The sequence below is a fragment of the Bdellovibrio sp. HCB337 genome (assembly GCF_047302465.1).
GTDB lineage: Bacteria > Bdellovibrionota > Bdellovibrionia > Bdellovibrionales > Bdellovibrionaceae > JACMRP01.
Genome location: NZ_CP178621.1, coordinates 2,168,152 through 2,181,354 on the forward strand (window position 1 = coordinate 2,168,152; position 13,203 = coordinate 2,181,354).

The 13,203-nt window shown below is 44.8% G+C and carries 11 protein-coding genes; 1 reads left to right on the plus strand and 10 read right to left on the minus strand.

Annotated elements, in window-relative coordinates; genetic code table 11:
- Position 1: 1 nt before the first annotated feature.
- From der to ACLWBB_RS10515, 7 genes are all read right to left on the minus strand, one after another.
- Positions 2-1,369 carry a ribosome biogenesis GTPase Der gene (gene der / locus ACLWBB_RS10485; protein ID WP_413287455.1) on the minus strand — a complete coding sequence of 456 codons (1,368 nt, stop codon included), beginning with the start codon at positions 1,367-1,369 and terminating at the stop codon, positions 2-4.
- A complete protein-coding gene (gene era, locus ACLWBB_RS10490; protein WP_413287456.1) occupies positions 1,347-2,258 on the minus strand; it encodes a GTPase Era in 912 nt (303 codons plus the stop codon). Before era ends, der begins: the two co-directional genes overlap by 23 nt.
- Positions 2,255-2,947 (minus strand): ribonuclease III, encoded by a 693-nt coding sequence (gene rnc / locus ACLWBB_RS10495; RefSeq protein ID WP_413287457.1) that lies wholly within the window; start codon positions 2,945-2,947, stop codon positions 2,255-2,257. The genes era and rnc overlap by 4 nt, the downstream gene beginning before the upstream one ends.
- The gene (mtaB, locus tag ACLWBB_RS10500) at positions 2,944-4,290 is read right to left on the minus strand and encodes a tRNA (N(6)-L-threonylcarbamoyladenosine(37)-C(2))-methylthiotransferase MtaB (protein WP_413287458.1); all 1,347 of its coding nucleotides are present in this window, start codon (positions 4,288-4,290) and stop codon (positions 2,944-2,946) included. Before mtaB ends, rnc begins: the two co-directional genes overlap by 4 nt.
- Positions 4,275-5,357 (minus strand): tRNA 2-thiouridine(34) synthase MnmA, encoded by a 1,083-nt coding sequence (gene mnmA / locus ACLWBB_RS10505; RefSeq protein WP_413287459.1) that lies wholly within the window; start codon positions 5,355-5,357, stop codon positions 4,275-4,277. The genes mtaB and mnmA overlap by 16 nt, the downstream gene beginning before the upstream one ends.
- Positions 5,350-6,570, minus strand: coding sequence for a cysteine desulfurase family protein (locus tag ACLWBB_RS10510; RefSeq protein WP_413287460.1), 1,221 nt, complete (start codon positions 6,568-6,570; stop codon positions 5,350-5,352). The genes mnmA and ACLWBB_RS10510 overlap by 8 nt, the downstream gene beginning before the upstream one ends.
- Before the next feature lie 219 nt (positions 6,571-6,789).
- The gene (locus ACLWBB_RS10515) at positions 6,790-8,814 is read right to left on the minus strand and encodes a hypothetical protein (RefSeq protein ID WP_413287461.1); all 2,025 of its coding nucleotides are present in this window, start codon (positions 8,812-8,814) and stop codon (positions 6,790-6,792) included.
- Between the two features lie 268 nt (positions 8,815-9,082).
- On the opposite strand from ACLWBB_RS10515, the gene ACLWBB_RS10520 reads away from it, so the two are divergent.
- Complete coding sequence (locus tag ACLWBB_RS10520) at positions 9,083-10,597, plus strand: hypothetical protein (RefSeq protein WP_413287462.1); 1,515 nt, start codon at positions 9,083-9,085, stop codon at positions 10,595-10,597.
- Here ACLWBB_RS10520 and tsaE read toward each other — a convergent pair.
- The 3 genes from tsaE to glmM are packed head-to-tail and all read right to left on the minus strand — an operon-like array spanning position 10,594 to position 13,155.
- Positions 10,594-11,043, minus strand: coding sequence for a tRNA (adenosine(37)-N6)-threonylcarbamoyltransferase complex ATPase subunit type 1 TsaE (gene tsaE / locus ACLWBB_RS10525; RefSeq protein ID WP_413287463.1), 450 nt, complete (start codon positions 11,041-11,043; stop codon positions 10,594-10,596). The genes ACLWBB_RS10520 and tsaE overlap by 4 nt on opposite strands.
- Before the next feature lie 4 nt (positions 11,044-11,047).
- Positions 11,048-11,779, minus strand: a complete 732-nt coding sequence (locus ACLWBB_RS10530; RefSeq protein ID WP_413287464.1) for a pyridoxine 5'-phosphate synthase — start codon at positions 11,777-11,779, stop codon at positions 11,048-11,050.
- Positions 11,779-13,155 (minus strand): phosphoglucosamine mutase, encoded by a 1,377-nt coding sequence (gene glmM / locus ACLWBB_RS10535; protein WP_413287465.1) that lies wholly within the window; start codon positions 13,153-13,155, stop codon positions 11,779-11,781. Before glmM ends, ACLWBB_RS10530 begins: the two co-directional genes overlap by 1 nt.
- Positions 13,156-13,203: the final 48 nt, after the last annotated feature.

Sequence of the window (13,203 nt, forward strand, 5' to 3'; positions counted from 1 at the left end):
GCTACTCTCTGCCACTTCCGCTACGGCTCTTCATACAGAAGATACGTATAGGAATACCGACTAAGTCGAACTCTTGTTTGATGTTCTTAATCAAGAAACGACGATATGCTGTTGTCACACCATCTGGATGATTCGCAAACGCAATGAAAGCTGGCGGCTTTTGATAAGTCTGAGTCAAGTAATAGAACTTCACGTTGTTATTACCATAAACCGGAGCCGGAGCTTTACGAATTACTTGGAAGAAGAAATCATTCAACGCCGCGGTTGGAATTTTCTGAGTTAGCTTATCACCTACGCGCTCGACCATGTCGTACAAATCACCAAGACCATGACCGGTCTTAGCGCTTGTGAAGACAACAGGAACGTCATCAAAAAAGTGGAACGTACGCGCAACTTGTTCACGGAAGGTCTTACGATATTCAGGAACATCTTGTTGACCAAGATCTGATTTATTCGCAACCAAGATCACACCACGGTGATCTTCAAGAATCGCTTGCATGATCTTCGCATCCTGCTCTGTGGGCCCGATGGTGCCATCAACAACTAGCAAAACTAAATCCGCACGACGAATAGCCTCTTTAGACTTAAATGCAGAGATAATCTCTAGATCCTCTTCACGACGAGAAGATCTGCGAAGACCCGCAGTATCGACCAACATGAACTTTTTGTTTTTCACATAAAACGGAGTTTCCACGGAATCAATGGTCGTTCCCGCAACGTCAGAAACGAGCATACGGTTTGAACCCAAGATCGCGTTACTTAAAGAACTCTTACCCACGTTCGGTTTACCAACGATCGTCAGTCTTAAACCTTCAGTGATGACGTCTGAACGCTCTGGAATTTGTTTTGTTATCCATTCCAAAATATCAGACAGACCACGACGCTGCTCGAAAGACGCAGAAACGATGTCGACACCGAACTCGTAAAAGTCCGATTTAGCCATTTCTTCTTCTGCAACCTTATCGACCTTGTTGATGACCAACAAGAATGGCTTACCTGCTTGCTTAGCAAATTTGATAATATCGCGATCTTCCGGCAAAAGGCCTGCACGGCCATCCATCACAGCAATAATGAAATCCACGCTGTGCAAGAATTCTGAAACCTGCTCGCGAATTAGTTTTGAAAACAAATCGCCGGCTTCAGTAATACCGCCAGTATCGATAAGATCGAATTGTTTTCCCCAAACCTCTACCGGTTCAATGATAATATCACGAGTCACACCCGCCTGGTCTTTTACGACGGCTTTACGAGTTTCAGTGATGATATTGAACAAAGTGGATTTACCGACATTGGGTCTACCAATAATCGCCACCTTGGGAACACCCATCATAGAGCCTGCTACTTCATCACTCTTCATTGTTTCTGACATATCCCAGCTCCTGCATGATGCGCTTATTATTGAACCAGTCTTCTTTAAAGTTCACTTTAAGGTCTAAGAAGACTTTCTCACCTAAAAGGCTTTCGATTTCTTTACGAGCATTCATGCCGATGTTTTTAATATTCTCAGCACCTTTACCAATCACAATCGCCTTGTGATTTTCTTTCGCAACCAAGATCTCAGCATAGATCTTAGGGCAAGGCTTTGCTTCTTCGTCGTACTTCAGGATTCTTACAGCGATTGTAAAAGGGATTTCCTGATGAACGAATTCAAAACACTTTTCACGCACGATCTCAGCAACCAAGTCACGAGTCTGGTGCGGAGTAAATAGCTCCACGTCATAAAGTGGCGCTGGACTGTCCGGCAATAGGGTCAAGAATTCAATCAACAAAGCTTCGCGATTTTCAGGATCTGCATCCATGTCTTTCGCAGTTACTTGGAAAGCTTTACCGCCAGCCTCTTCGATCATTTTCTTAAGGATCATGATACGGTGTTGTTTTTCCTGAATATCAGACTTGGTGATAACACCCGCCCAAGGTTTACCGCTGCCAGAAACCATTTTAATGATTTTCTCGGCGTCATCAGCGTTCTTTTCGTCAACACTTACGATTGCCAAAACTGCGTCTGAAGAATTAATTACGTCCTGTGCTTCCTGAGCAAGGAAACTATTAAGACCTTTATCCGCCTTAATCACGCCCGGAGCATCGACAAATACGATTTGTCCTTCGTCTGTACTCCAAACACCCATCACACGACGACGTGTTGTTTGAGGCTTCTCTGTCACGATAGAAACTTTTTCGCGAACTAGATAGTTCATGAGGGTGCTCTTTCCCGCATTTGGCTGACCAATCAACCCTAAAAATCCCGCTTTATAACTCATGAACTCTTCTCCTTCGGTAACAATTCTAATGCTTTTTGTGCCGCTGCTTGCTCTGCGGCTTTCTTACTTTTTCCGGTGCCTGTTGCAAGATTCACTTCTTTCACTCTCACGCACACCGTAAATACTCTTGCGTGGGGAGGTCCCTCTTCACTAATAATCTCGTACACCGGAGTCTCTTTTGTATCTCGCTGCATGACCTCTTGCAGACGAGTCTTATAATCTCTTTCAAAATCCTGAGCAGGGTCTAGACCCTCTATCAGTTTCGTAAATTCGCGACGGACAAACTCACGAACCACGTCAAAGCCCCCGTCTAGGAAGATTGCCCCTAAAAGCGCTTCATAGGCAGAGCCCAACAAACGTGGCTTTTGCGCCCCACCCGTCGTGGCTTCGCCCTTTCCTAGCTGCAAGAATTTAGAAAGCTCTAATTCTGAAGCAAGCTTTGAAAGGACTTCTTCGTTCACAAGACTTGCGCGCTTTTTGGAAAGGCTGCCCTCCCCGTCTGCCGGGAAAAGTTCCATCAAATATTCGCCTAAAACCAAATCCAAAACTGCATCACCCAAAAATTCGAGCTTTTCATTGTGCTCAAGCTTGCCGCGAAGTTCGTGGGCAAAGCTTTTATGAGTCATTGCGCGCGCAATAAGACTTTCATTCTTAAACTTAATCTGTAATTTCGTTTCTAATTCGGTCACGTCAGGATCTCCCCGATCAAATGACCTTCCATGCGGTTTTTATTAGAGTGGTCGTACTTCAAAATCTTTACGTCCACTTCTTGCCCCGTCCAGTGAGAGATAAACTCTTCCGCACCGATAATTTCCACCGGCCAGTAGTCACGACTTAATGAGTGACCACCTTTTGCCGCGTTTTTCAGAACCAAGACCTTCTTATTGTCGCCTACCTGAGCTTTAGCCAAAGTCTCATAGCGATGGATGCTAAGCTCACGCAAACGTGCCGCACGTCTTTGGCGCTCTTGCAATGGTACTGTTTCTGGATAAGTCACAGCACGAGTGCCTTGACGTTCGCTATAAGGGAATACGTGAATCTTCGTCCAAGGAAGATCCGCCAACGTCAGATAAGTATCTTCAAATTGTTCATGAGTTTCTGTTGGGAAGCCCACGATCACGTCCATACCCACAAACGCGTTCTTCACACGCTTCTGGATTTGGTTCAGAGCATGCATCACATCGTTTTGAGTATATTTGCGCTTCATCTTATCAAGCACATCCGTATTCGCACTTTGAATGCTCATATGGAAGTGAGGACACATTTTAGAATCTTGATAGATATCCAAAAGACGTTCGCTAAGCTCCACAGGTTCCAACGAGGATAATCTAAAGCGAGGCATCTTGGTTTTTGCAACCAAGTGCTCTAACAGATCTTCCATCACCATCTTCTGGCCACGGATCTCATCTTCGTAATCACCAATATGAACACCTGTAAGAACAACCTCACGAATGCCTTCGGCATAAAGATCATTTACACGACCTACAAGGTCCGCGATGGGGATACTGCGCGACTTACCACGAGCATAAGGAATAATGCAGTAAGTGCAGAAGCTGTTACAGCCATCTTGAATCTTTAAGAAAGTTCTAGTGTGGGACTTCTCGATCCCGCCACCCATCTCAAGATCTTCTTTTTTGAAGATGTTAGACTTAAATACTTTTTCTGTAAGCTCACCCTTAAAATGTTTATTGAGAAGCTCGGGCAACTGACCTTTGTGCGAGTTCGCTACAACTAGATCAGCTCCAGGAAGATTCTCAAAAGCACCGGTATCCACTTGTGCTGCACAACCAGTTACAACCACTGTGCAAAACGGATCGCGTACTTTTAGACGACGAATATATCTGACGGCTTCTTTAGTCGCTTCCGCCGTGACTGCGCACGTGTTGAGCACGTGAATACGCGGGTCACCGTTTTGATAGGTAAAGCCGTTGTTTTGCAGATTCTTCTGCAAAAGGCCTGTGTCGTAAGTATTGACCTTACAACCGAAAGTATGGACCTGGAATTTCATAGAGTTATCTACAGTGTGATCCATCCGCCTCCCACTAATTCTTTGTCACGATAAAACACAGCCGCTTGGCCCGGAGTCACAGCCCGTTGCGGTTGTTCAAATTTCACATTAAAGCCTTCATCCGTTTTGTAAACGCGTGCAGGATAGCCTTTTGTAGAATAACGGATCTTCACATTCATGAGCTCTCCGTCTTTCACATCAGACAATAGTTTCGGCTCAATCACGCGCACTTCTTCCGAGAACAAGTATTGTTCATCACCGATCCACACCGTGTTGGTATCAGCATCGATTTTAAGAACAAACATTTTCTCGTGATGATCAAGACCTAAGCCCTTACTTTGACCAATGGTGAAAGTATGAATGCCTTGATGACGACCCATTACTTCCCCATTTGGGTAACGCTTTAGAAGTCCTTTTTTTGTATCAAGGATGCTTTTGTCGACTTGGCTTGCGATAAAGTTATCGTAACCTTGATTACCGACAAAACAGATTCCCACAGAGTCTTTTTTACGAGCGTTCAATAAACCCACTTTTTCAGCATACGCACGCACTTCAGGCTTTTTCATGTGCCCGATTGGGAAAAGAAGCTTTGGCACGATTTCTGGATCAATGGTGAACAAGAAGTACGTTTGATCTTTCCAGTCATCAGTACTGGTTTCGATATGAGCACGGCCTTCAACATCTTTGACGATCTGAGCATAGTGACCTGTCGCTAAGTAATCACACTCAAGTTCTTTCATTTTTCGAACCAAGTGATCAAACTTAAGGTAAGTATTGCAGTTCACACAAGGAAGCGGAGTTTGTCCGTCCAAGTATGCTTTTAAGAAAGGATCAATAACCGCAGCACGGAATTTTGCTTCGCAGTTTAAAACATAAAATGGAATACCAAGACGATCCGCTACATCACGGGCATCGTCCACATCTATACTAGAACAGCAGGTCCCGTTGCCTTCTTCGATATCACAAGATGTGTAATCCCACACCTGCATCGTCGCACCGACAACTTCATAACCTTGTTCTTTCAAAAGAGCGGCAGCAACAGAACTATCCACACCACCACTCATTGCAACTAAAACGCGTCCTTTAGACATGACGGTTCACCTCTGACTCGGCCTCAATAGCGCGAAGTCTATCAACTACAGCTTTCAACGTATCAACAAAGGCATCTACTTGCTCAAGAGTATTCGACCAGCCAAGACTGACACGCAGACTGTTCTGCGCTTCTTGACGGCTAAGTCCCATCGCAAGCAATACAGGACTTGGTTCCGGATTTCCGCTACTGCATGCAGCACCAGTGCTGACCGCATAGCCTTTGATATCCATACTCATCAACATGGTCTCGCCATCCACACCCTTAATCACAAGGCTCGACGTGTTTGGCAGACGCGGACTTTCACCCGCAGTCAGTGTCGCATCAGTGATTTCAGAAAGAATGCGCGCTTCCATGTGGTCACGAAGTTTCTCAAGCTCAGCACCATGCCCAGCAACTTCAGGTAACTTCTCGGCCATAACACCAAGGCATGCGATTCCAAAAACATTCTCGGTTCCGCCACGACGATGACGTTCTTGGCCGCCACCGTGAATCAGCGATGTGAAGTTTGAATTTTTCTTAGTAAAGAAAAATCCTGAGCCCTTCACGGAATAAAACTTGTGTCCAGAGAACGATGCGAAATCAACACCGAGTTCGTTCAGGTTCACAGAAATCTTCCCAAATGCTTGAACTGAGTCTGTGTGAAACAAAGCACCTTTTTCGTGCGCGATCTTTGCCATCTCTTGAATTGGGAAGATCGTTCCCGTTTCATTATTGGCATACATCACAGAAACTAGAGCTGTTTCTTCAGTTACATGTTTACGGTAGAACTTAAGATCGATCTCGCCTTTGCGGCTAACAGGGATGAAGTCCACGCGTGCGCCCAATGACTGCAAGTGAGTCATGGTCTTAATCACGCTAGGATGCTCGACCTCAGAACACATATAGTGAGTTCTGCGCGCTAGTTCTGGTTTTAAAAATTTCGTACTTTGATAATAATCGAAAACACCTTTGATGATGGTGTTATTAGATTCAGAGCCTCCGGAAGTAAAAACAATTTCCAAAGGACTGCAGTGAAGATGTTTTGCTAAAGTATTGCGTGTATCACGCAAAATATTTTTCGGCTGACGACCGCCCCAATGAATGGAACTTGGGTTTCCCCAAGCTCGCAAAAATTCTGGAGCCGCATTGATCACGTCTTCGCTCACTGGTGTTGTGGCGTTGTGATCAAAGTAATTGGCCTTGAGAGAATAGTAGTTGCCGATATCGTTCATAGAGTGGCGCACATTACCACAACCTTAAATTCTTGAAAACATTTAAGATCTTAATAGTTTAGAGCCCGTTTTTTAGGCCCTTTTGCATCGGCTTAATGGGGCTTTACGAGCTTTTGTAGATCTGTAAGGGGTAAAAAATACAGAAGGCCCCTCATATTCTCCCGTCAGGAGTTTATTTAGGGCCTGGTTAAGGCGGCATATCAGGTTTTTCGCCCTTATTTAGAGTGGATTTGGATGCCCATCTAAACGAAGCTGGAACATGAAATAGCTTGGAGTACAGTTGCCGTTTCCGCCGTAAGTTTTTGCGCAGATGTAGTCATTTCGGCATGAGTAATCATCATTGCAAAGACCACGACCCGACTTCACAGAGTCATCTAAACATTGTTCAAATGGCTTTCCAGTACCAACACAGTTTGTGAAATTCGCACCGGCCACATGTGCACAAACTTCTAGCGGATTCAAACCACTGCAATTAGTTCCGCACATTCCAGACGGAAATCCGCCTTTCACTTCAGAACAACGATAGTGCTTTTTACCATCACCACACGCTAGTTGTTTGGTGTTCATCAAAGCATCTTTATTGTTCGCAGCCTGAGAAACATCACCCACAACACACGGAGCACCTGCTGTCAGTTTCTTTGGCAAACATCTGCCAAGCTCTGTCGGTGCTGAAGGACGATCTGTCTGCACACACTGGAATCCCTCCTCACACTGCCAACGAGCGAACGCCACACTTCCCGATAGTCCGCAGAAGTGATTCATGCCTGATTTTTCTTTTTCAGGTGGTGCAAACGAGAAGTCTCTGCCTGGGTCTGGAACCAGGTTTTTCTGAACACGCTCTAAGTACGTTTGGCGACGTTTTAGTTCCAACTGAAAATGTCCAGAACCCGGGAAGATCAAAGAGTTAAACGCGTGAGTTTCTTCTCGATCGACACCGACAAAGTGGAAACCCGCCGTTGCTCGCCCCTGATGACAACCAACGCAAGAAAGGTCATTCAAACGAATAATTGCAGCCTCGGGACTTCTTACGAAACGGCGATTTGCATTGAAGTATCCTGGGACAAAATCCTCTGCCGTTAAGAGCTGAGTGAAAAGACGATTGTCTTGACGGCTAAGTCCCATCGGAGAGAACGAATACGCTCGTGTTGCCAAGAACTCTTCGGGCATAATCCAAATCCCCTGCTCGATACGGCCAAGGATCTTTGGGTCTTTCATCAAGGCTTTCAGTTTTGCATGAAGCTCTGGAGTCTCAAGAATGCGTTTGACGTCTGGCGTGTTTTCTAAAGGTGCCGGCTTTAGAACTCCATCGATGGGTTTAAATACTCTTAAGAGATAACTACCATGTCCGCCTAATTCTGGGCGCATTGTTGATGGAATACGGAAGGCCTGAAGATTGACCTCTAAAGAATGAAGCAGATTTGGACGAGTGAACTGAGACGCAAGCGGCCCCTGCTCTGAAATCATCCAGTCTACCAGCTCATCAGCATTAGACACCTGAGGATATGTCCAATGAGTGACCATGCGTTTACACAGATTCCACTCGCTGATCGGTTTTGATTTTCCAGGGATTTGGTATTTTACCAAAACTGTCAGCGGAAGTCGGGATTGAATTCCTTTTTTGCCTTGATCATAACCCAAGCGATAGACAAAACGAAGCTCACCACAAGAATTTGGAATCATCGAAACGCGATCTAAGCGATTCATGATCCCGATCAATTGATAACTTGCCATCTTTGAGCGGAACCAGTTTTGATCAAAGATACGATTTGAGTAGCGGATCCCAACACCGACACTCTTTGCTCCACGCTTGGTTTGCTCTTCCTTCATAAGATCATTTAAGTCGGTGTTTAAAACTTCCACCATCGAAGCATATTCCTTTGATCGATCTAACAGATCTCCAGCTGTGATATCAGGAATGTAACCGACCTCAAGATGAGAGGGGAAATTTATACCTTTTCGCTCGATCAGTTGAAGAATCGTAGGATCTGTAATGACAGAAAAAACTTTTCCAGCTTCGTAGCCCTTTGGCAGCGCTGGCGCTTGCGCGACCGTTCTTCGATGAAATGATTTCGGGTTTCCTAAAAGTTTTAAGTAGTCGTCATAAGCAACATCATCTGACTCTGGATAAACAACGACTTCAGAAACCTGAGGAGTCTCGGAGGATTTATCTTTTGAAGAGGTGCAGGCAGTAAAAATAAGAACGATAGAAGACAAAAATAAAGAGACAGATTTGAAAGACTTCACTTTTGCATATCCTTGGAAATGGATGTTCTTGTTCTATCATAACCATCAAACAGGCCTCGACCTAGTCCAGTTACATAATCCCATTCAATATCCGGTGCCCTCTAGGCAACAGTACCTTGTCCCAATTCGAGAACTTTGGGAGCAAGAAGTTTCAGAAACCCACCATCTTTTCGACACTTCCCCCGAAAGAGGTAAAACTAGACCTCTCGCTTTCTAGCTTTTTGAGGCAAAGCCATAAGGAATTTCACCACTTAGGCCGATAAATCAAATGATGACTAAAGTGAATTGGCAGGAAAAATTTAAGGCATCCATCAAAAATGCAGAGAATCTTCACTCGAAAGATTCTAGCAACATTTCTCTTTTGCTGTTTTGTTTACGATCAAAAATGGTTCCTGTTAAAGAGTACTTAGATTGGGCGAAGGAAAGTTATCAACTTCCTGTCTTATCTGAAAAGTACTTCCAAATCCATCAGCCTAAAAAAGAGTTCTTTAAAGTTTGGCAGAAGATCTATAACTGGTCTGTCGAGTGCATGCCGATTGCTGAATGGGATGGCGCTTTGATTATCGCCTGCTTGGAAGTTCCGGCAAATTATCAAAATACCAATCCAACAATCTTTGTCCTGACTTCTCCGGAAGTTTTAGAAAAGACTTGGGCGATTTATCAAAAATCTGAAAAAGCACAAGTGGCTAACGTGAATGGCTCTGATTTTGCCGACATGTCTTCACTTGCAGCGAGCGTTGCCTCTGACGAAGTAAAAAGCGATAACTTCTTTGGCGCAGACGGCGAACTTGTATTACAAGACAGCGGTTCTGAAGAGTCTGAAGAAGGCTCTGAGGAAATCTCAGAAGAGTCTTCAAGCGAAGAAGATAGCGCGCCTCTTGATTTATCGGGTGAAGAAGATGCCGGAGGTTCTCCGGATGGTCTTTTCCTGGGCGATAGCAATTCCCCGTCTCCGCTTGCTGGTCTTGCAAAAGTATCTCTCGCACCGCAATCAGAAGATGTTGCAATTGTCGTGGAAGATTCTGGTGAAATAGTACTTCCACCAGCTCCTGAAGAAGTTCCGGTTGCGGCAGCTCCAGCGGCTGCACCTAGAAAAGGACCTCGCACTTCTGCGCCTATTCTGAATATGGAACTTGAAGGTCTTGGCGATAAAACTAAGATCGATGACCTTGAAGAGATCGAAGATCACGAAGTTCCAATGCAGAACAAAAAAACGATTTCACCATTGGGACAAGCCCCTGCTGGAGACTTTCCTCAAGCTCCTATAAAGCCTACGACATCTCCTGCCGGAGCTGCCGCCTACTTGCTTGAGAAGCTTCGCAAACAGGGTCAAGGCACCTTCGATAAAGAAACGATCGCAAGTTTCCAACGCCTTAGAACTTTCTTTAAAAAGTCGATGCTTCTTGCTATTGGCGATAAAGACCGCGTGATTAAACCTATCGTTTGGGATGAAAACTTTGAAGGCCTTACTCCACAGACGGCCGAGTTTAATCTTAAAACTCCAAGTATTTTTAAAATTGTAACTGGCACACAAAAACCTTATCACGGTTTTGTGACAGTAAATGATTTGAATGAGTCGTTCTTTGAGTCCTGGAATCACGGACAAATCCCCGACCACGTCACACTTGTTCCGTTAATGGATGGTGATTTAGTAGTGGGCATGCTTATGGGATTCGGAGAAAAATCCAGTTACAATAAAAACGTTCTGCAATTTACTGAAGGTGTTGCTAAGGATCTCTCACAAAGAATCCTAAAATCTTCAGCCCCTAAAGCTGCAGCTTAAGATTGCCAAATAGACAGATTTCGCTCGTTGGTGGCCGCAAGCTTCTCGATTTGTATTTTTATTTTAAACCAATTGAGCGGCAACAAATCCTGATTAAGCCTGTCAGACCATTCGATCACAACAAGGCCTTTTTTAGCGCCAAACAAATCCCAAAAACCGGTGCTTTCTAAATCGTCTTCACTTTCAAGACGATAAAGGTCCACATGGTCCATACTCACGCTGTCGCTAGCGTAATGATGATGAATTGCAAAGGACGGAGATGCTGTTTCGTCAATCCCCAGACTGCGGGTGAGAGCCTTCACAAGCTCGGTTTTACCCGCACCCACTGGCCCTTCCAGCAACAAGATCGTGCGATCTTTAAAGAGCTTGCGCAGCTCTAGAACGATGGGCTCAAGCTCTTTTGGCGAAGTCGTTTTAAACTGCTTATAAAGCTTAAACCCAGTCACAGAATTATGAACCTTTTAGGACTTTCTTCATTTTACGAACAGATGCTTCAAGACCATCTTCAAGTGCATAACAAACCAATGAGTGGCCGATATTTACTTCTTGAAGATATGGAAGCTTACGAATGAGTTTTGCGTGATGATAATCCAAACCATGGCCTGCATGTACACGAAGTCCCGAAGCATGCGCCAAGTGCGCGGCATTTACCAAGCGTTGCCACTCTTTTTCTTTTTTAGCACCTTTTAAGAGCACCCAGTGACCCGTATGGAATTCAACAGCGTCTGCACCGATTTTGTAGCTGGCTTCAACTTGCTCTAAGGAAGGCTCGATAAACATCGAGATCTCAATCCCACGCATTTGCATCTTTTCAACCATTGGCTTCATTTTACGGAAGCCTTTAGCGACATTGAGGCCACCTTCAGTTGTAAGCTCGGCGCGCTTCTCAGGAACCAAGCAAACCCATTCAGGCTTGTATTTGCGGGCAAGACGAACCATATCGTCAGTTGCTGCCATCTCAAGATTCAAATCCACAGGACATTTTTTAGAGAGCAAAACCAAGTCATGCAATTGAATGTGACGACGGTCTTCACGCAAGTGAATCGTGATTTGTTCAGCGCCACCTTTAACAGATTTTCTAACCATATCAAGAACGCTAGGATAAGGCGTAGTGCCGCCTCTCACTTGACGAAGAGTCGCCACGTGATCAACGTTCACGCCCAAACGGATGTGATTTTTCATTAACTAAGTTCCTTTTCCAAGAAGGCTGCGATTTTCTCAGCGTATTCGTTGATTTTTACTTTATTCGGACCTTCTACCAAAATTCTTAGAAGTGGCTCGGTTCCAGAATATCTAACGAATAAGCGACCATCGCCATTGAGTTTCTTTTCGATGTCTTGAATAAGCTCTGCATAGCCTTTGATTTCAGAAAGCTCCGTGCGTTTTTTCACTCGGCAATTGATCAAAACCTGAGGCACATCTTCAAAAACATGATTCAGATCACTGGCTTTTTTTCCAGTTTGCTTCATCACGCCCAAGACACTGAGAGCCGCAACACAGCCATCACCCGTCGTAGATTGATCTAGGAAGATGATGTGACCAGATTGCTCGCCACCCAAATTGTAACCGTTTTTACGCATTTCTTCGACGACGTACTTATCGCCAACGCCAACTTTTACAAACTTAATTCCGTGCTCGTTCATTTTCTTTTCAAGCCCGAAGTTACTCATTTGAGTTGCAACTAAAGTGTCTTTCTTAAGCAAGCCATTTTGTTTCATCTGCAAAGCACAGATCGCCAAAATATGATCCCCGTTCATCACTTGGCCTTTTTCATCGACCATGATCACGCGATCCGCATCACCATCAAGACTGATTCCAACATCAGCGCGGTATTGAACAACCGCTTCAGCTAATTTCGCTGGATACAATGCACCCACTTTGTCATTGATGTTAATACCGTTTGGCTCATCCCCTAACTGGATAACTTCAGCACCGAGTTCCGAGAACACAGCCGGAGCTACCTTGTAAGCCGCGCCATGAGCGGTATCTAGAACGATACGAAGACCATCCAAAGTGTGCTCAAGAGGGAATGTTGATTTCACATAAACAATGTAGCGGCCTTGCGCATCTTCAATACGCTTTGTACGACCGACTTCGCGAGAATGAGGTAAGAAACGAGTTAGATCATCATGCATGACCAGACGCTCAATTTCGCGCTCCATTTCATCGGCGATCTTGTAGCCATCTGGCCCGAAGATTTTAATCCCGTTGTCTTGGAAAGCATTATGAGAAGCAGAGATTACGATCCCCGCATCCGCGCGCATTGTACGCGCTAAATAACCAATGCCTGGAGTTGGAAGTGGACCGACGAGCTGAACATGAACCCCCATAGAGTTCAAACCAGACGATAAAGCCTGCTCGATCATATAACCGGAAAGACGCGTGTCTTTTCCAATCACCACTTTACGAATCGAGGAAGCCCCCGGGCGCTCTTGCTTTTGCAAAAGGTGTCCCACGGCTTGTCCTACTCTTAAAACGATATCCGGAGTCATAGGAAACTGGTTGGCAGTTCCGCGAATTCCATCAGTACCAAAAAGGCGAGTGCTTTTATCAGACATCTCAATTCCCAATTCTAAAAATATCTAAAATCCAAATTCAATTTTGAT